This is a genomic window from Dysgonomonas sp. UBA7710, from assembly GCF_002482385.1.
Lineage (GTDB): Bacteria > Bacteroidota > Bacteroidia > Bacteroidales > Dysgonomonadaceae > Dysgonomonas.
This window is the reverse complement of sequence record NZ_DLFW01000049.1, coordinates 88,411-108,859: the sequence shown is the minus strand read 5'-3', so window position 1 is coordinate 108,859 and position 20,449 is coordinate 88,411. Positions and strand designations below refer to the sequence as shown.

19 protein-coding genes are annotated in these 20,449 nt (G+C 40.9%); 15 read left to right on the top strand and 4 right to left on the bottom strand.

Going from position 1 to position 20,449, the window contains the following annotated elements:
* Positions 1–13 precede the first annotated feature (13 nt).
* From B3317_RS17885 to serB, 6 genes are all read left to right on the top strand, one after another.
* The gene (locus tag B3317_RS17885; RefSeq protein WP_291114408.1) at positions 14–727 is read left to right on the top strand and encodes a BT_2262 family domain-containing protein; all 714 of its coding nucleotides are present in this window, start codon (positions 14–16) and stop codon (positions 725–727) included.
* Between the two features lie 14 nt (positions 728–741).
* Positions 742–1,449, top strand: a complete 708-nt coding sequence (locus B3317_RS17880) for a lipid-binding protein (protein ID WP_291114405.1) — start codon at positions 742–744, stop codon at positions 1,447–1,449.
* A gap of 831 nt (positions 1,450–2,280) precedes the next feature.
* Entirely contained in the window at positions 2,281–2,910 is a 630-nt protein-coding gene (gene pyrE / locus B3317_RS17875) for an orotate phosphoribosyltransferase (RefSeq protein ID WP_291114402.1), read from the top strand.
* Positions 2,911–2,924: 14 nt separating this feature from the next.
* Positions 2,925–3,365, top strand: a complete 441-nt coding sequence (locus B3317_RS17870) for an SRPBCC family protein (protein ID WP_291114399.1) — start codon at positions 2,925–2,927, stop codon at positions 3,363–3,365.
* 3 nt (positions 3,366–3,368) lie between these two features.
* Positions 3,369–4,709 (top strand): argininosuccinate lyase, encoded by a 1,341-nt coding sequence (gene argH, locus B3317_RS17865; RefSeq protein WP_291114397.1) that lies wholly within the window; start codon positions 3,369–3,371, stop codon positions 4,707–4,709.
* 32 nt (positions 4,710–4,741) lie between these two features.
* The gene (serB, locus tag B3317_RS17860; RefSeq protein WP_291114394.1) at positions 4,742–5,962 is read left to right on the top strand and encodes a phosphoserine phosphatase SerB; all 1,221 of its coding nucleotides are present in this window, start codon (positions 4,742–4,744) and stop codon (positions 5,960–5,962) included.
* Positions 5,963–6,038: 76 nt separating this feature from the next.
* On the opposite strand, the gene B3317_RS17855 is transcribed toward serB, so the two are convergent.
* From B3317_RS17855 to B3317_RS17845, 3 genes are all read right to left on the bottom strand, one after another.
* Complete coding sequence (locus B3317_RS17855; protein ID WP_194222830.1) at positions 6,039–7,652, bottom strand: ABC-F family ATP-binding cassette domain-containing protein; 1,614 nt, start codon at positions 7,650–7,652, stop codon at positions 6,039–6,041.
* A 287-nt stretch (positions 7,653–7,939) separates the two neighbouring features.
* Positions 7,940–9,376, bottom strand: a complete 1,437-nt coding sequence (locus B3317_RS17850; protein WP_291114389.1) for a PDZ domain-containing protein — start codon at positions 9,374–9,376, stop codon at positions 7,940–7,942.
* Between the two features lie 269 nt (positions 9,377–9,645).
* The gene (locus B3317_RS17845; protein WP_291114387.1) at positions 9,646–10,356 is read right to left on the bottom strand and encodes a phBC6A51 family helix-turn-helix protein; all 711 of its coding nucleotides are present in this window, start codon (positions 10,354–10,356) and stop codon (positions 9,646–9,648) included.
* An 821-nt stretch (positions 10,357–11,177) separates the two neighbouring features.
* On the opposite strand from B3317_RS17845, the gene B3317_RS17840 reads away from it, so the two are divergent.
* From B3317_RS17840 to B3317_RS17800, 9 genes are all read left to right on the top strand, one after another.
* Positions 11,178–11,777, top strand: a complete 600-nt coding sequence (locus B3317_RS17840) for a riboflavin synthase (RefSeq protein ID WP_291114384.1) — start codon at positions 11,178–11,180, stop codon at positions 11,775–11,777.
* Between the two features lies 1 nt (position 11,778).
* The gene (locus tag B3317_RS17835) at positions 11,779–12,333 is read left to right on the top strand and encodes a nitroreductase family protein (protein WP_291114381.1); all 555 of its coding nucleotides are present in this window, start codon (positions 11,779–11,781) and stop codon (positions 12,331–12,333) included.
* Positions 12,334–12,350: 17 nt separating this feature from the next.
* Positions 12,351–12,971, top strand: a complete 621-nt coding sequence (locus tag B3317_RS17830; protein WP_291114378.1) for a DUF2238 domain-containing protein — start codon at positions 12,351–12,353, stop codon at positions 12,969–12,971.
* A 30-nt stretch (positions 12,972–13,001) separates the two neighbouring features.
* On the top strand, positions 13,002–13,940 hold the full coding sequence (locus tag B3317_RS17825; protein ID WP_291114375.1) for a DMT family transporter: 939 nt from the start codon (positions 13,002–13,004) through the stop codon (positions 13,938–13,940).
* 150 nt (positions 13,941–14,090) lie between these two features.
* Positions 14,091–14,600, top strand: coding sequence for a hypothetical protein (locus B3317_RS17820; protein WP_291114372.1), 510 nt, complete (start codon positions 14,091–14,093; stop codon positions 14,598–14,600).
* Positions 14,601–14,635: 35 nt separating this feature from the next.
* Positions 14,636–15,712, top strand: a complete 1,077-nt coding sequence (mnmA, locus tag B3317_RS17815; protein WP_291114369.1) for a tRNA 2-thiouridine(34) synthase MnmA — start codon at positions 14,636–14,638, stop codon at positions 15,710–15,712.
* Positions 15,713–15,837: 125 nt separating this feature from the next.
* On the top strand, positions 15,838–16,473 hold the full coding sequence (locus B3317_RS17810) for a trimeric intracellular cation channel family protein (RefSeq protein WP_291114366.1): 636 nt from the start codon (positions 15,838–15,840) through the stop codon (positions 16,471–16,473).
* A gap of 166 nt (positions 16,474–16,639) precedes the next feature.
* Complete coding sequence (locus B3317_RS17805) at positions 16,640–18,625, top strand: OmpA family protein (protein WP_291114363.1); 1,986 nt, start codon at positions 16,640–16,642, stop codon at positions 18,623–18,625.
* Positions 18,626–19,525 (top strand): DUF4835 family protein, encoded by a 900-nt coding sequence (locus B3317_RS17800; RefSeq protein WP_291114360.1) that lies wholly within the window; start codon positions 18,626–18,628, stop codon positions 19,523–19,525. It begins immediately after the preceding gene.
* A gap of 21 nt (positions 19,526–19,546) precedes the next feature.
* Here B3317_RS17800 and B3317_RS17795 read toward each other — a convergent pair whose 3' ends face one another.
* A complete protein-coding gene (locus B3317_RS17795; protein ID WP_291114357.1) occupies positions 19,547–20,299 on the bottom strand; it encodes an RNA methyltransferase in 753 nt (250 codons plus the stop codon).
* Between the last annotated feature and the right edge of the window lie 150 nt (positions 20,300–20,449).

Below are 20,449 nucleotides of genomic sequence, written 5' to 3'. Positions count from 1 at the left end.
AAAATTGAAGAGTATGAAATTATTATATAAATATAGTCTAATAATCGCTTCTGTATTTTTTCTTTTCTCCTGCGATAAAGAGACAGAAGATATTTCAAGAATCACCTATTACTGTGAGTTGGATCTCAAAGGTGGCGCTGTTGAATTTGTCTCGTTGGGAGGTACATACACCGAGCAGGGTTGGGTTGCAACTGAAAATAATGAGGATGTTGCGGATAAAGTGACTGTTACAGGTACGGTAAATGCACAAGTAGCCGGTATTTATCCTTTGGTTTATTCGGTGAATAACTCAGATGGATATCCAACATCTGTAGAACGTAAGGTAATCGTTTATGATACAACACCTTCTGTTATAGCAACAGGTTTCTATCATGTAGATGCTTCAAGTAGTCGTAGCGCATTGGGAGCAGCAGCAGGAACGCCTGCTACAGAATTTGCAACAGAGCCGCCTATAACGATTTATCAGACAGCGCCTGGTAAATTTTATATATCTGACTTGTTCGGGGGGTACTATAGTATTGGTCGCGGATATGGTGTGAGATATGATATATCCGGTATAGTTTCATTTGATGGTACTAATTTTTCTTTAGTGAGCAGTAATGCAACACCTTGGGGAGATAAGCACTCAGCCGTAAAAGGAACTTACAATGCAGAAACAAAGACATTGAAGCTTCAGGTTGACTATGCAACCTTCACGTTTCACCTGAACATTGTAGAAAATCAATAACAACGTATAAGAATATGAGAAATTTAGGATATATAATAAGCGCTTTCATTTGCATGGCTTTAACATCGTGCATGGAAGAAAAGGATAACTGGTATACAGAAACTGCAGCGTTGGATGGACGCTATGTGGTAGCAACAAAATGTGCAGAATATTCTTCTGATGACACTGCTATCGAAGATGGTGAAGAGGTTATGATCTATAATTCTGCAGCTAATGTAAAAGACGAAATTTGGATTGATACACATGTTGCAGGTACTGCAGTCAAAGGTAAATTTAAAATAACAGGAGATGCTTCGGGCTTTAAAGGAGCAGATGCAGAATCTAAAAACATAAAGGCTCTGACATCTTACATATATGTAGATGGAAAAGTATATAATCCGGCAACATATGAAAAACCTACGGCAGCAGGTCAATTAGTTGGTGGCATACAATTATATACTCGCATAACGCTGGTAGAGGGAAAAGTTACACCTAAAGGTGCTACAACTATTGGAGGTAATGTGTCAGATGGTGTTTATATTAAGACTATAATGCATCATGATTATGTGCAGTTCGTTAGCTATCAGACATCTGAAGAAGATTGGGAAGATGCAGATGTGCCCGAATTTGCATGGGAATTAAAAGAGGGAAGCAATACACCAGCCGATAGTGATGGTTGGGATGAAACATGGACGCTCGAGGGTTATCGTTACACTGGATATCCTGAAGACGCTACTAATTAAGCCATTGTTCTTGACGTTATTGTAATTTATTGCAAAACTATAAATATTAAAACAGTAGCAGGGTTAACCTTGCTACTGTTTTAATATTTATATGTTTTTATTTCTTTTAACCCTCTATTAACGCCAATATCCAGATTTCTTATATACCTTTGAACACAGAAAAGGAGGATATATAAGATATGTTTCAAGAAATAATAGTTGGTATAATTGGACTTTGTGTAGCTGTATTGATCATCTATAAGGTATATGGCTTTTTCTTCTCGAAGAATGAACAAAAAGGAAGTTGCGGATGTTCAAATTGTGGATGCAGTACAAAGCAGAAGTCAGTTAAATATTGATATATTATTTGTGTATCCGGATTATTCTATCTATATTTGGTATAGAAAACGAAACAAAGCTTAGTCTAAGTCGTGTTGGTCGATTGGGAAGCTCATCAATTAATAAAATATCCGAGACAAGCTTTTGATTCTAATGGCGGGCCACACCTCCGGGTTGCTTAGCACGGTGGATTACAAAGGGATCGAAGCGCTCAAATCCTGTTTTACGGAGTTTCGGCTATATCCACCAATACGACTTTTATATACAAAGGGAGTTATCCGATAAGGATAATTCCCTTTGATTTTATTATTAATTCCTTCTTAAATAACAGGGCATATTTAGTGTTATATTTTCAATTATATATTCAATATTATATGCTGTATTTATCAAAGGAATGAGGATATCTATGACTTTATTCACATTTTCTTTATGCTATATTTTCTTTTATTCTACCTATTAATTGTATATTTGTAGCCAGATAATGTTGATTGTTGTTATTTAGAAAAGATAAATATGAACACCTTAGAAAAACTGACAGCTGAGAAGCTTCTTAGTATCAGAGCCATCAAACTACAGCCTTCCAATCCATTTACATGGGCCTCGGGCTGGAAATCACCTATCTATTGTGATAATCGAAAATTGATATCGTATCCCAGAATACGCACATTTATAAAGATCGAACTTAGCCGTTTGATTATAGAAAACTTTCCGGAGGTAGATGCAATTGCCGGAGTAGCCACAGGCGCTATTGCTCCGGGAGCATTGGTTGCTGATGCGTTAGGATTGCCATTTGTATATATCCGTTCAACACCGAAAGATCACGGTTTGGAAAATCTGATCGAAGGCGAATTGAAGCCCGGAAGTAAAGTAGTTGTCGTAGAGGATTTGGTGTCTACAGGTTCCAGTAGTTTGAAAGCGGTTGAAGCTATTCGCCGCGACAGTTCGGATGTGATAGGTATGGTTGCCAACTTTACTTATGGTTTCCCTATTGCTACGGAGAAGTTTAATGCTGCAGGAGTTAAGTTATTGACATTGACCAATTATGATGCGGTTTTAACCGAAGCTTTGAGGATAGACTATATTGCCGAATCCGATCTTGAGACTTTGCAGGAATGGAGAAAAGCTCCTGCCGATTGGAAATAAATAGGTAAGAATTGATGACAGAGTTTGTTAGTGAGATAAAGACGATTCCACATTCAGATGTGGATGTCTATACTGTACTTTCCGATTTGAACAATCTGGAACTAGCTAAAAATATAATACCTCAGGATAAAGTCAAAGATTTTACTTTCGATACCGATTCGTGTACTGTGTCTGTCGATCCTGTAGGTAAAATCAGATTTGTAGTGGTAGAACGCGAGCCTAATAAGACAATTAAGTTTCAGGCCGAGCAATTGCCTTTTGGAGTGACTATGTGGATACAATTAGTTCCAACTAATGGCGCTGAAACTAAAATGAAGCTAACCATAAAAGCAGATTTGAATCCATTTTTGAAACCGATGGTTAGTAAACCATTGCAGGCAGGATTGGACAAAGTAGCCGAAGGTTTGGCGGGATTGCCTTACAACCATATTTTGAATAAAGGAACAATAGAATAAAGAATGAAACTTTGGGAAAAAAGTGTTCAGGTAAATAAAGATGTAGAGTCTTATACGGTAGGGCATGACAGGGAACTGGATATATATCTTGCTCCATATGATGTACTTGGTTCTATGGCCCATATTACAATGCTTGAGTCTATCGGGTTACTTACCAAAGATGAATTATCAGTTCTTCTTAAAGAACTGAAAGAAATTTATGACATTGCGGTTGCCGGCAACTTTCAGATAGAGGATGGTATTGAGGACGTACATTCGCAAGTAGAACTGATGCTTACCCGTAAATTAGGAGATATAGGCAAAAAGATACATAGCGGGCGTTCCCGTAACGATCAGGTACTTGTAGACTTGAAACTTTTTACAAGAGATCGGATTCATACGCTTGTTGATTCAGTTACTGCCTTGATTGATGTTCTCCTTACCCAAAGCGAAAAATATAAAGATATCCTGATGCCGGGATATACTCATTTGCAGATTGCAATGCCATCATCATTCGGATTATGGTTTGCTGCCTATGCCGAAAGTTTGGTAGATGACCTGCAATTGCTTCTGGCGGCCTATAAAGTCTGTAACCGTAATCCTTTAGGCTCAGCCGCCGGATATGGTTCGTCATTCCCACTAAACAGGCAAATGACCACAGATCTGTTGGGCTTTGATTCTATGGATTATAATGTGATTTATGCCCAAATGGGGCGAGGCAAAATGGAGCGTGTAGTTTCATTTGCCATAGCAAGTATAGCGGGCACATTATCAAAGCTCTCATATGATGCATGTTTGTATAACAGCCAGAACTTCGGATTTATCAAGTTGGCTGATGAGTACACAACAGGATCGAGTATTATGCCTCATAAGAAGAATCCGGATGTGTTTGAGCTAACACGTGCTAAATGCAACAAGCTACAGGCATTACCTAATGATATAACACTGATTATAAACAACCTTCCATCAGGGTATTTCCGTGATTTGCAGATTATAAAGGAATTGTTTATTCCTTCATTCGAGGAGATGAATGATTGTCTGCATATGGTAGCACGTATGATGAATGAAGTGAAGATAAATGAAGATATACTTGATGACCCTAAATATCTTCTCATATTCAGTGTAGAAGAAGTCAATAGATTGGTGTTGGAGGGTGTTCCTTTCCGTGATGCGTATAAGCAGGTTGGTTTGGATATCGAAAAAGGAAACTTCAGCCATAATAAGAAAGTGAACCATACTCACGAAGGCAGTATAGGTAATTTATACAACGACCATATAGACTTATTAAAACAACAGGTCATCGGTCAGTTCAATTTCAAGAAAGTGATGTCAGCCGAGCTGGCATTACTCGACTCCATTAATTAACCCCGATATTATAAGAAAGAAGTTCTCTTGATATGGAAGATTCAGAAATAATACTAGCTAGTCTGTCCGGAGAGGATAAACCCGGTGTAACAGCGGCTTTAACTGCCGTATTGGCAAAACATAACGCTAATATTCTTGATATAGGTCAGGCCAACATACATCATTCGCTGTCATTGGCAATTATGTTTGAAGCCAAAAATGCAGGAGAGGTAATCAAAGATCTCCTGTTTAAGGCAACCGAAGTGGGTGTTATTATCCGCTTTTCTCCTATCAGCAAAGAAGAATATATGCGCTGGGTATGTCTGCAAGGTACGAAGAATCGCTATATTGTAACCATGCTGGGACGGACACTAAGTCCCAGCCAGATATCCGCTGTCGCGCAAATAAGCCAGAAGTACAAGCTCAATATCGAAAAGATAATAAGATTAACAGGCCGTGTTCCGCTGGAAACGGAGGAACGTCCCAGTCGCTCATGCATAGAACTGGCAATACGGGGCACGGTAGAGGATGTGCAGCAGTTGAAGCATGACTTTATGAAACTGGCTGACGAGCAAGGTATCGATATCGCATTTCAGGTAGAAAGTATGTATCGCCGTATGCGCCGTCTGGTCTGCTTCGATATGGACTCTACCCTTATTCAGACGGAAGTGATAGACGAACTGGCAGAACGTGCCGGAGTAGGTGAGGAGGTGAAGGCTATCACCGAATCGGCTATGCGTGGCGAGATCGACTTTTCCGAAAGTTTCAAGAAAAGAGTGAGCCTTCTCAAAGGGCTGGATGAGTCCGTGATGAAAGATATTGCCGAGAATCTACCTATAACAGAAGGGATGACCCGCCTTATCCGCATCTTGAAAAAGAGTGGCTGTAAACTGGCTATCCTTTCAGGAGGGTTTACCTATTTTGGCAACTATCTGAAAGAGAAATACGGGTTCGATTATGTATATGCCAATGAGCTTGAGATAGAAGATGGTAAACTTACCGGAAACTATGTGGGCGATATTGTTGATGGTAAACGTAAAGCAGAGTTGCTGCGTTTGCTGGCTCAGGTAGAGAAAGTAGATATGCGCCAGACCGTAGCAGTCGGTGACGGAGCCAATGATTTACCTATGCTGGGTATCGCCGGGTTGGGTATTGCTTTTCACGCAAAGCCTAAAGTAAAGGCAAATGCGAAGCAATCATTATCTACAGTAGGATTGGATGGTATCCTTTACTTCCTAGGATACAGAGATTCTATGCTTGTGGGCGAAGAGTGAATATATAAGCGAGATCTTCATTATACTTTCAAAGAACGGGATATTAAGCACTCCCGTTCTTTTTCATTAATCAGATTTATTTATACATTTTCTCTCTCAGAGCCTTTATTTCATCAGATGTGATGTAATCGTCATAGTCCATGATTTTATCGATAGTACCGTTCGGAGTAAGTTCTATCACCCTGTTACAAACTGTTTGTATGAATTCGTGGTCATGTGACGACATCAGTACATTACCTTTGAATTGTATCAGCGTATTATTAAAAGCCTGTATCGATTCCAAATCCAGATGATTGGTTGGTGAATCCAATACAAGGCAGTTTGCGCTCTTCATCATCATACGGGCAATCATACAACGCATCTTTTCTCCTCCCGACAACACTTTGGTATTCTTCAGTACCTCTTCGCCCGAGAATAACATTCTGCCTAAGAAGCCCTTTATATAGATTTCACTGGTATCGTCCGAGAACTGGGCAAGCCAGTCGATCAGGTTCAGATCATCTTTGAAATAATCGCTGTTATCCAGAGGCAGGTAAGCAGGTGTTATAGTCTGTCCCCAGCTGAAAGTCCCGGTATCGGGTTGTACATACTCGTTTATGATTTCGAAGAAAGCAGTCATTGCACGTGGGTCTTTCGACAGGAAAATGACCTTATCTTCTTTCTCTATATTGAAACTTACATTGTCGAATAGTTTTTTACCCTCGATAGATTTACTTAGCCCGTTTACTTCAAGTATCTTATTTCCTGGTTCACGGTCGGGGCTAAAAATAATACCCGGATATTTACGGGACGATGGTTTTATTTCTTCGATATTCAGTTTCTCAATCATTTTCTTACGGCTGGTAGTTTGCTTAGACTTCGCTACATTGGCACTGAAACGACGGATAAATTCTTCGAGCTCCTTTTTCTTTTCTTCGGCCTTTTTATTTTGCTGTTGTTGTTGGCGTAGCGCCAGTTGGCTCGATTCGTACCAGAAACTGTAGTTACCTGCAAACATGGTTACTTTACCGAAGTCGATATCCACTGTATGGGTACATACAGAGTCTAGGAAGTGGCGGTCGTGCGATACGATCAGGATTGTATTTTCTGCATTCGCAAGATAGTTTTCCAGCCACATTACTGTTTCTATATCGAGGTCGTTGGTAGGCTCGTCGAGCAACAGATTGTCCGGATTACCGAAAAGCGCGCGGGCAAGAAGGATTCTCACTTTTTGCTTACCGCTTATATCTCCCATTATCTGATAATGTAGTTCCTCCGGAATTCCAAGCCCACTAAGGAGCATTGCAGCATCACTTTCTGCATTCCAGCCTTCCAGTTCCGCGAATTTTTCCTCCAGTTCAGAGGCTTTGATACCATCAGCATCTGTAAAATCTTCTTTGGCATACAATGCATCTTTTTCCTTCATTATATCCCAAAGTACTGTATGACCTTGCAATACGGTATCCATCACCGACTGGCTATCGAATGCAAAGTGATCCTGTGCCAATACAGAAAGCCGTTCGCCTGGTCCCAGGGCAAAAGTTCCGCTGGTTGCGTCTTTTTCTCCACTCAGAATTTTCAGGAAAGTGGATTTCCCTGCGCCATTGGCTCCTATTATGCCATAGCAATTACCACTTGTAAACTTCAGATTCACATCTTGAAATAATACACGTTTACCAAACTGGATACCTAAATTTGAAACTGTTATCATCTTTATTTATATAAATAATAAAAGTATTTAATGCAACGATAATAAATTATATAACTAATTGTTGCTATACACATGAAAGTAATAAACAGGTCTGTGACCTTACCTTATAGATAAATCAGTTATGAAATCATAACTGTAAATCGGGCGCAAAGGTACGAATTTTTAGCCTGATTTTATAATAGACAGGTGTTAATAGTGGGTTAAATCACATCTTATACTAAAAATAAAGTCTATATAAAACTTCCTGTTTTAGTATTGATAGTTGGGGTAGGTACCGGAATCTGTATCTACAATGCTTTTATAACGACAGACTTCCTGATCTCAGGAGTTACACTGAATACCCTGTTTTGTATACCATCCCAAGCCTCTACGGTAATCCTGCTGTCCGATTTGCTGTTCACATACTTCTCGAAATCGTATAGATAAGAAAATTGCGCAAGGTATTGCGGTTTGTTCAGTTCCTTAGCTATTTCGGGATAATATCCTACATTCCAGAACATACATTCTGTATATCCTCCTGCATTGGTAAACCGGGTAGCCTGATCGCGGAATACCATTGTTTCGGCAATAAAGCGTTTATAAGCTTCCGACAGGCTTTCTTTCGTATGCTCAAATTTCCTGTTGTTAATCTTTTTTATGACATATCCGGGACGTATACCGGCCCGGTAAGCAGGAGAATCCATATCCACGTCTTTTACTGTAACCAGATCATCCGCATCGAAGTACATCCCTGTATAATTATACCTGTTGAAATCCACTTTGTATCGCGCCTCTGTTTTCGGTGCCGAGTATGGAAATTGCTTTAGCATAAGCGGAGTATGTAGCCTGACATATTCTTCCAGAGTGTATTTCGAAGATAGATAATCTTTTATGTTACAATCCCATATCTGAGTCAATTTCGATGGATTAATATACTTCCGGTCGTAGAAGCTGAATCCATATTCCACTATATATTGGGCTACTTTGTCTATATTAGGTTCATCAGCATCGAAGATAGGCAATAATACCATTTGCTGCTTGTCTACATCGAACCGCCATGTGCCCGGTGCATAATTCGGGTTATTCAATCCTGTGAACTTTGTATTCGGCTCATAGTTATAATAAGCCTGTACTACGATATCAGGGTCGGATGTATCCCGGACAAGTCCTTTGGCTTCCAGGTCTTTTGCTAACAGAATAGTTATCTGGCTATCGATGGCGGGCACGGGCTTGCCGTCCTTATAGAAATCATAGGTATGATAGTCGTAGAAATCGACATCCTTATCAGGTTGCACATACAATGGGAGGGTGAATATCCTTTCGCTAGTGTTTTCGAGGCTGTAAAATGAAAAGATTTTAGATAATTCCATTTCACTTACAGAATTCGTCGCTATACATTTACGTGAGAGGGTGTACTCTTTGAAGTATGCATTCATGTTCCGTATAGTGAAAGTGACAGTTGGGGCATACATATCTTCAAACAACCAGTTGGCTATAGTCTGATTGTCGCGGAGATAAGTAGCCTTTCCGTTTATTTCCATTATGATGTCACCTACCTTTATGCCTGCTCTCTCAGCCGGAGAGTTAGGTTCTACTTCTGTGATAATCAACTCGCCGTATCCCCAGTTTTTGTTTTCGCTTACATCGAAAGTAAACCCGAAGTAACAGTTTTTATCGTATACTTGCGATTTTGTATAATGAGTGAATATTGTAAAAAGTAACAGCGTAAAAAGTATTTTTTTCATTTTGGGTACAAGAATTGAAAATTTTTTTAAGACGCAAATATATGATTTTTTTGTGAATATTCTCATTTATAACTTTATAAGGTTAAGGCAAACGTACGAAAATTGATGACGTTTCAAATAGCAGTCATCAGTCAACAGTTAACAACTTGTATCTCGTGTCTTGTCTACTCGTGTCTCATATAACTCTCAACTTATTACTCAATACTTACTACTTATTAAAAGGTAACAAAAGTAACACTTTTTCCACTTTTTTTCGCCTGTTACATATTTCATTTCCAGCGTCTCTTTTTCCTTTTATTCTGTTGATTCACAGTCTTTCGGTTATTATTAGCGGTTAGTTTCCGCTTTATTTCCTGCCGGACGGCAAACGCCTTATCCATTCGTTCAAAATATTCATTCATTTCTGCTTCATCGATCTCACTGCTATCTTCATCGTCATTCTCTGTTATGGCCTGTTCCATATCATCTTCCACATACAACGCCTTGGCAGTAATACACACAGGATCACTCTCCGGCTCCTCATTTTTTTCGGATATTTCAATTCTACTGTTTTCCACTCCTTTCCATGAACCGGCTTTCTCCATCTCTTGGGGAAGGCGGTTGGGGCTTCTATCCTGCCTGTCTAGCAGTAGTTTTATGGTACGCAGATCGGGCAGGCAATTCTTCCGTTTTATCGTTTTCGATTGTAAGGATACCCCTTCAGGATTATTTGCATCAGGCAGGTAAATTTCTTTCTCTTCAACCATGATATAGCCGTCGAGCCGTTTTTTGAGGGACGAATACAACATCTGACGTGTTCTTTCCTCCCGCCGATTCTCGGCGTTGGTTATTTCCCGTGCCAGTTCGGGCTTGGTGTCTTTCCAACTATAAAATGTTTTACGGCTGATGCCCATCACCCTGCATATTTCAGCCACCGAACAAAAATCATCTTCTATCAGGGATACGATTTTTTCTACTGATTCTTCACAATACTTTGCCATAAGGTTTTTATGGTATAGATAAATGATTTTGGATTTAATGATGATTTGAAATATAAAACGTTCAATTACATTAGTCGATTTTTCTACTGCGCGCAATTAAAATTGCTTGCGTTCCTTTTGGCCTAAGCCCCAAAAGGAACCAAAAACGCTTTAGCGCCCCGCTTCAACGTCCGACCCATAACGGGCTCAAAGGCTAAACAAAAAAACTCGCTCCGGGATGTATATAATACGCATCAGCGGATAAGCTCAAACACGTTTTTGTTTTTAACGCCTTTTTCGCCCTATGGGTGCCCCGTACTTAAAGCTAACGGCGCTGCTGACGCACGTGCGGCTAAAGCCTGAAGAGCCTCTATCTTGTCGTCGCATCGCGATTCCGGCCTCGTCCCGCAGGCGGGGCACCCAATCCGTAAAGCGGAGGTGTAGGGCAAAATACGGTAGCTGCTATACTCTGCTGATAATCCGGCTAAAGATGATTCCGTATTATTTTGCCCCACCGAAGCTGCGGCTTTGGGTCGCCGGGGGATGCAGCCTTGATTTTTTGTTTCGTTTTGCATCAAGGCAAAATGAATTGGAGCGAAGCGGAATTGAAAATCGGCGGAGCCAAATCGGCGTTAGCCAAATACAAGACGGCAGGCGCGTTAGAAAAAACGAACGTTTTAAGTAGCGAGAATAGAAGCAAAATTTATTTTGATTATGCCGAGTCACGAAAAACGACTAATGTAATTGAACATTAAAACTCAACTACCGATTCGCGAAACTTATAACTTTTTCCGTACCTTTGTATTGCTAAAAATAATAGAACTAACTAAAATAAAGATATCATGTTTTCAGGTATAGTAGAAGAAGCGGCAACAGTGGTTTCGTTGCGTAAAGAGGCGGAGAATCTGCATATAACAATGGAGTGTTCATTTACCCATGAGTTGAAGATTGACCAAAGTGTTTCACATAACGGGGTATGTCTTACAGTCGTGAATATCGATGATAACAAATATACGGTTACTGCTATCAAAGAAACACTGGAATGTTCTAATCTCGGTTTGTTGCAGGTAGGAGATAAGGTTAACCTCGAACGCAGTATGCTGATGAACGGCCGCCTGGACGGACATATCGTTCAGGGACATGTGGACCAGACAGCCAAGTGTCTCGAAATAAGGGAGGCCGATGGTAGCTGGTACTTCAAATTTGAATACGAGTTCGACCGTGAAATGGCTAAGAAAGGTTATCTGACGGTAGATAAAGGCTCTGTAACCGTAAACGGTGTCAGCCTGACTGTAGTAGACCCTACCAATAATACATTCGAAGTAGCTATAATTCCATACACATACGAACATACTAATTTTCATCAATTTAAAGTAGGTAGTGTGGTAAATCTGGAATTTGATATTATAGGTAAATATATCAGTCGTATTACACAATTGTAATATGGATAAAGATTTTTTTTACAATCTTGTAAAACAACGCCAGAGCACCCGTGCTTATGATACTACACGCACAGTCGACCGTGAGATCATAGCCCGCATACTGGAAGCTGCCCGTCTGGCCCCTTCGGCCTGTAATGCGCAGCCATGGCATTTTATTGTAGTGGATGAACCCGAACTGAAAAATAAGGTGGCAGATGCGGCATCGGCGAGGTTGCTGGGCATGAACCATTTCACCAAACAGGCGCCTGTACATATCATAGTGGTAGAGGAGAAAGTGAATATAAGTTCAGGCATCGGTGGTATTGTGAAAGATAAGCATTTTGCCTTTCTTGATATAGGTATTGCAGCCTCTCATATTTGCCTTGCGGCTGAAGCCGAAGGGCTGGGTAGTTGCATACTCGGTTGGTTCACCGAATCAAAAATGAAGAACCTGCTGAATATCCCTGATAACAGACGTGTGGTACTTGATATAGTTATCGGCTATCCCGCACAGCCGTTGAGGGAAAAGAGACGCAAGCCTGTAGAAGAAGTTATTTCCTATAATACTTACAAATAAAAAACTACATATACTCAATGGAAAAAAAACATTGGATATTCCTTGCCATATTCTTGATAGCAGGCATCTGGTCGGGTATCAATCCTTATGAAACGGGTTTGTGGTTTCTCGAAGCAGGTCTGTGTATCGTCGGTGTGGCTATACTAGCCTTTACCTTTAAGCGGTTCCGGTTTACGGATATGACCTACGTTTTTATCCTTATCCATCTTATTATTCTTTTTGTAGGTGCACATTATTCCTATGCGAAGGTTCCGTTATTCGACTGGATAAAAGAAACGTTTGACCAAAGCCGCAATAATTATGATAAAGTAGGCCATTTTGCACAAGGCTTTATCCCGGCTATGATTGCCCGTGAATTACTTATCCGCCTCGATGTACTTAAAAAGCGTTCCTGGCTTCCATTTATAGTTGTCAGTATCTGCCTTGCCATCAGTGCCTTTTATGAACTGATAGAATGGTGGGTAGGTGCATTGTCGGCCGATGGTGCCGACGATTTTCTCGGTACTCAGGGATATGTCTGGGATACGCAGTCAGATATGTTTTGCGCCATGCTTGGGGCTATCTGTATGTTGATATTCTTTTCGAAATTACAGGATAAGCAAATTCGTAAATTAGCAGATAGGCAAATTAGCAAATGAATTCATCATTCTTAATTCTTAATTAACACAATGACTCTTTCACAGAAACAACAGGGGCACATTATCATGTTTGTTGTGATGACAGTTTTCGGACTGAATATTCCCATCAATAAGTATCTGTACAGTACCGGGCTTCTTACGCCTATAGCTATGACGATGCTGCGTATGGGTTTTGCTGCCATTGCCTTCTGGATAGTATCGTTATTCACGAAAAAAGAAAAAGTAGACAGGCGGGATTTGCTCATACTGTGTATAGGAGGTATTTCGGGTATGCTTATCAATCAGAGCCTTTTTGCATATGGGCTAGGGCAAACCTCATCAGTGGATGCATCCATAATAACTACCAGCGGCCCTTTGTTTGCCATGATACTAGCAGCAGTGTTACTCAAAGAACCCATTACCTTCAAAAAAGCAGGCGGCGTCTTGCTCGGTGGTCTGGGTGCCATTTTTTTGGTCTATACTTCCAATCAGGTGGTTACACCCGGACAGGGATCAGCTTTGGCGGGGGATATCGCCGTGCTTGGCGCGCAATTGTTTTATGCATTTTATCTGGTGATTACACGCCCGTTATCGACTAAGTACTCTCCCATTACGATGATGAAATGGATGTTTCTCTTCGCCGCTCTGATCAATCTGCCTGTCAGCTATGATGCTGTATTAGTGGCGCCACTGTTCCATCAGCCGGATGTAATACCGTATCTGATGCTGTCGTTTACATTACTGGGAGCTACATTTTTCACCTATATGATGATTCCTTTGGCTCAAAGGCGTATAAGGCCTACTACTATCTCCATGTACAATAATATGCAACCGCTCATTGCTTCCGGCGTAGCCATATATATGGGAATGGACCGATTTACATTCGAAAAACTGCTGGCAGCCATATTAATCTTTGGAGGAGTATATCTGGTGACGGCCAGTAAATCGAGAGCCGATGTGGAGCGGGAGTCCAAAACAGAACAATCGTAGGCCTGTACACTGACTTTCTGAAAAATAAAGCGTATTTTTGTACCTTGATTGAAAATGTAGAAGTAAAATATCATAGTTCAAACTTATAGCAGCTAGTCGTTGTTATACATGGATGGTTAATAAATAGGTCTGTGACCATTGTTGATAAAAATGAAAAAGATACACATTATATGCTTGTTCCTGCTATTGCCTTTTGCCTGTTCAGCCCAATTTATAGGTATCGGGGCGCAGTATGCAGATGCTAAGGGGAAAGGAAATGATTTCCAGTTTGCAGCCAATGCATCTTTTCCTGTATGGCATAAGAAAAATCCGCTCAATTCATTTGTATCCAGCGGGATAGATTATACAGGGGGAAGTTCTCCTGTTGCCGGGTTGAACCTGAAACCGATACAATTGACATCTTTCCTGAGCGAATCCTTATTTAATAATAACAATGCGACAATCCTTGTGGGTTGCGATGCCGGTTATCTGTTCAATTTCAGACATGGAAAGGACGGGATTGTGATTACGCCGAATGTATATGTCGATTACAAATTCTTCTTTGTAAAGGCGGGTTATGATTTTAATGTGACGGGAAACGAGCAACAATTCTTTGTCAGAGCGGGATTTTGCTTTGGTATGGGAACATTTAAAAATTTTGTGAAGACAGAAATTTGGTAAGTAAAAGATAGGTCTGCGGCCTTAGGTGAATAATAATGAAAATAGCAGCATTGGTATCGGGTGGGGTAGACAGTTCCGTAGTTGTACATCAGCTAAAGGAACAAGGATACGATCCTACCATATTTTATATACGCATAGGAATGGAAGACGAGCAGGGTTATATTGATTGCCCTGCTGAAGAAGATATTGAAATTACAACCTATATAGCAAAGAAATATGGTTGTAAGATGGAAGTTGTATCCCTGCATGAGGAATACTGGGAAAATGTGGTGAGCTATACAGTAGACGCAGTAAAGCGAGGACTGACTCCCAATCCGGATATGATGTGCAACAAAATGATTAAGTTTGGGTGTTTCGAGCAAAAATGGGGGCATGAATTTGATAAGATTGCGACAGGGCATTATGCAACAACTACCGAACTGAACGGCAAGACATGGCTCTCTACTGCGAAAGATCAGGTGAAAGACCAAACCTACTTTCTCGGACAGATAGATTATTTACAGGTGTCTAAATTGATGTTCCCGATAGGTGATCTGCTGAAAAGCGAGGTGCGTGCCATTGCTGCGCAACAGGGGTTGCCTTCGGCTCAGCGAAAAGATAGTCAGGGTATTTGTTTTCTAGGTAAAATAAATTACAATGACTTTATTCGCCGCTATCTGGGTGAACGCAAAGGTAAGATCGTGGAACTGGAAACAGGTAATGTTCTCGGAAAGCATGACGGATATTGGTTCCATACTATCGGCCAGCGTAAAGGGTTGGGACTAAGTGGTGGCCCGTGGTTTGTGATAAAGAAAGATACAAAGCGCAATATCGTTTATGTTTCTAATGGCTACGATCCTGAAACACAATATGGCAAAGTGGTGAATCTTGCAGGTTTTTCTTTTATCACAGAAGATATCTGGGGAGATTTTGAAGGACGGAAAGATATCACGTTCAAGATACGCCATACACCTGAATTTACCCATGGCTATATAGAAAAAATAGGAGATCTTTACCGTATCCACTCCGATGAAAGGATACAGGGTATTGCTGCCGGACAGTTTGGTGTAGTCTATGATGCGGATTCAAAACTCTGTATTGGTAGCGGGATGATAGCTAATGAGGAAATTTGAGAATTAGCAAATTCGGATATTAGCATATTAGCAAATGATGTTGTCGCTTTGCGCTATTTTCAAATTTTCAAATTTCCGAATCTGCTAATTTGCTAATTAAATTATTCACTTTTCACTTAAAAACCATGTTTCTCTTTGATGACCTTGCGAAAATACAGCTTGTCGATATAATCGAATTTCTGGGAACAATTGCGTTTGCTATCAGTGGTATCCGTCTGGCTTCGGCTAAACGGTTCGACTGGTTCGGAGCAATAGTTATCGGTTTCGTCACCGCTACCGGAGGCGGTACTTTGCGTGACTTGTTGCTGGATGTGCCTATATTCTGGACACAGGCCAGCCGCTATATATGGTGTACATTGTTTGCCTTTCTGATTGTACTGTGTTTTCGTAAATTTCTGGTACATCTTAACAATACGATTTTCTGGTTCGACTGTATCGGGCTGGGACTATTTGTAGTAGTAGGTTACGAAAAGGCTTTCGCTCTCGGCTATCCGGTATGGGTATGTGTGTCTATGGCCACTATCACAGGTATTGTAGGAGGTATGATACGCGATATTCTGATAAATGAAGTTCCTATTATTTTCACACAGGAACTTTATGCTGTCGCCTGTATCCTGGGCGGAATTTTGTTTAGCATCCTTCATTATCTGAATGTGGATCTGGCTGTAATAGAAATCTCTACGGCTGTGTTTGTGGTTGTGATAAGAGTACTGGCTACAAAATACCGTCTGAAACTACCTATATTAAAAGGGGAGGATTAGTTAATAAACATGATGATTCTCACTGTCATAAGCAATATTAAAAGGATAAATGAGTTATATTTGTGTATCATATAATTTCAAGATTTCATGTTTCAAGATTTCAAAATACGGGTTTTATCAATTTTGAAACATGAAATCTTGAAATCTTGAAATTAATAAAAATATTTTGAAAAGATATATTTACTATACATTAGGCTCAATAATATTACTCTCATACTTAGCTTCGTGCAAATCGGTGAAACTGGAAGATGCCGATAAAAAATTTGCACAGGGAGAGTACTTTGTTGCTGCCGATATGTACCGTAAGATATACCGTAAAACACCGGCAAAAAAACGCGAACTGCGTGGTGAAGTAGCTCTCCGCATGGCTGAAAGCTACCGTCTCATAAATTATCCGATGAGGGCAAATGCAGCATACGCCAATGCTATACGCTACAAAGTGAATGACAGTACGGTCACTCTTCAGTATGCCCGTTCCCTTCACAAAGCAGGCGACTATAAACAGGCCGCAAAATACTATCAGGAATTCCTTCAGTTATATCCGGGAAATCAATTTGCCCTGAATGGGCTGGAAGGAACAAGGCTGGCTCCGTTATGGAAAGCCAAGTCCACATTGTATCCCGTCAAACGTATGGATTTATTTAACTCTAACAGAGGTGAATTCAGCCCGATGCTCCTGCCTCCTGATTACGATCAGGTTTATTTTTCATCCAACCGTAAAGAAGCCACGGGCGATACTATCAGCGGGATAACAGGTGCGAAACTGAATGATATTTTCATGTCCCGTAAAAACGAAAATGGTAACTGGATGAAAGTAGAACATGTAGAATCGGCTATTAATACCGAGTCGGATGAAGGAACGCCATCGTTTACCACAGCAGGGACAACAATGTATTATACGCATACTCCGGTTCCCGATTCGGTAGGAATATTCTTCCCGGGTATCTATGTGTCGCAACGTTCGGGCGGCTCGTGGAGTGCCGGTACTAAACTGGATATAAGCAGAAGGGATACACTCAGTGTATATGCACACCCTACAATAAATTCGACCGGAGATGTGCTCTATTTTGTATCCGACAGGGCAGGCGGATATGGAGGAAAAGATATATGGAAAGCAACTTTAGTTGGCGATCTTGTGGAATCTGTCCAAAATCTCGGGCCGGATATAAATACGGCAGGAGACGAGATGTTTCCTTATCTGCGTAATGATTCCACCCTTTACTTTTCATCGGACGGACATCCGGGGATGGGAGGTCTGGATATATTTAAGGCATCATATAATTCTGTAACCGGACGATGGACTTCGGAAAATATGCAGTCTCCGGTCAATTCGCAGGCTGACGATTTCGGCATAACCTTCGAGGGAGAAAAGGAAAGCGGGTTCTTTAGTTCCAACCGCGGCGACGGAAAGGGCTTCGACCACATCTATTCATTCGAATATCCTGTAATCAAGACGCTTGTAGAGGGTTATATAGTAGATACGGATGACGAGTTTGTCACCAATTCCACTATCCGCGTCGTAGGCCGTGACGGCACGAATAAAAAGTTTCCGGGTAAGAATGACGGGACTTATACTCTCGATGTCCGTCAGGGTGTTGATTATGTATTCCTTGCCAGTGGCGCAAATTATCTGAATACCCGCATGGCATTGAAGACTGTGGAGATGGAAAAGGACTCCACTTATCTTGTCGATTTTATTCTGACTCCGATAAACAAGCCTGTGGTGCTGGAGAATATATTCTATGATTTTGATAAAGCTACTTTACGTCCCGAATCGAAAGAGGAACTGGATGGGTTGATAGATTTACTGAACCTGAATCCGAATGTGACCATTGAATTATCGGCGCACACCGACCGTAAAGGTTCGGATGAATATAATAACAGACTGTCCCAGCGCCGTGCAGAATCGGTTATTGAATATCTGATAGCCCATGGGATTGCAAAAGACCGCCTGACTGCTGCCGGTAAAGGGAAAACCCAGCCCAAGACCGTAACCAAAGCTGTTGTCAAGAAATACGACTTTCTGAAAGAAGGGGAAGTACTCACAGAACAGTTTATAGAACAACTTCCTGCCGACCAGCAGGATATGGCCGATCAGGTAAACCGCCGTACAGAGTTCAGGGTATTGAGTATAACTTATAATTTGGAATAAATGAAAAGGTTTATCCTGTCTTTTTTACTGGTTGCCGTATATTTTTCCGTTTCGCAAGCACAAGAGCTGAATGCGAAACTGACTATAAATACGCAGCAGGTTCCTTCTGTCGATAAACAGCTGTTCTCTTCGCTGGAGTCTGAACTTAATAAGTTATTAAATGAACAGAAGTGGACGGATACCAATTTTAGCAGGGATGAGCGTATAAATTGCAATGTAAGTATAAACGTAACTAGTTTTTCTCCCGCGGAGAATAATTATACCGCTGAAATACAGATCACATCCCAGCGTCCGGTTTACAATTCGTCCTATGTAACTTCACTGATAAATTACCGGGATACACAATTCGATTTTAACTACACATCCGGTCTATCGCTGGATTTTAATAACACGGCGGTCGATAACAACCTCGTTGCTGTAATCTCGTTTTATGCCTACATCATTATCGGTCTCGATTTCGATTCCTTTTCCCTGAATGGCGGCAAGCCTTATTTTAGTAAGGCCATGGAGATAGCCAATATGTCGCAATCTTTAAGTGCGAAAGGTTGGGAACCGTTCTCCGGGAAGAATAATAACAGGTATGATTTAGTGCTGGCACTTACAGAGGAAAGCTCTTCACCCTTCCATAATTTCTGGTATAACTATCATCGCATGGGGCTGGATGAGATGGCTGCAAATGCGTCGCGTGGAAGAATACGAATTATAGAGTCGATCGGTGATGTACGGAAGTTATATGATGCCCGTCCGTCTTCGGTATTGCTTAGTATTATAGCTGAAACGAAGATTGATGAGATTGTCCGCGTATGTTCTCAGGCAACAACGGAGGAAAAGCAAAGCATTAAGAAAACACTGAGCCAGATGTTCCCTACAAAGAGTTATAATATAAATATGCTGAAATAAAGGCTCTGTACCTTATTTATCTTATTTACTCCTTCGTCTGAACTCCGCGCATACTATTGCTGTCGCTATCGCCACATTCAGTGACTCGGATGTAGCATCCCCTTCGGGATAATTCGGGATGTAAAGTTTCTTTGTAATCCGTTTTTCTATCTCGGGACGGATACCATTGCCTTCATTACCCATCACAATAATGCCATGCGCAGTGATATCCTGCTCATACATATTCTTGCCATCCAGTAATGTCCCGTACACCGGGATGTGTTTACAGCTATCGAGAAAACCGGCTAAATCTACATAATGGATCGTAACCCGCGCCAGTGCACCCATTGTGGCCTGCACTACTTTCGGGTTGTAAATATCGGCTGTGTCATGCGAGCAAAATATGTGTTTTATCCCGTACCAGTCGGCCAGACGTACTATTGTTCCCAGATTCCCGGGGTCTTGTATTCCATCGAGAGCCAGTACAAGTTGATTATTAATATCAATAGCTTCCAGATGTTTCGGTTGGTAGAAAACGGCTAGCACCTGTTGCGGATTTTGGAGAAAACTGGCTTGTGCCAACTGGCTTTCGTTCACTTCTATTACTTCGTCAATGTCCGTAACATCCAATTCGGATAAAAAGCCGGGTAGTGCTACCAGTAACTGGCATTTCATATAAGGGAGTAAATCGCTCACCAGTTTGTTACCCTCGGCGACGAAAGTTCGATATTCAGACCTGAATTTTTTCTCTTTCAGCGAGCGGATATATTTTAATTTATTTTTGCTTAGACTCATTTGTTCACATATAATTCGTAGACTGCCAACAGAAACGATTGATACACCATGCTTGTTTTTTATTATCAGTCACCCAAATGGTTGGATGATACGGCCTCATATCCGATTCTTTTTCTTAATTTAAACAGTTTCTTGGAACAAAACTACAAA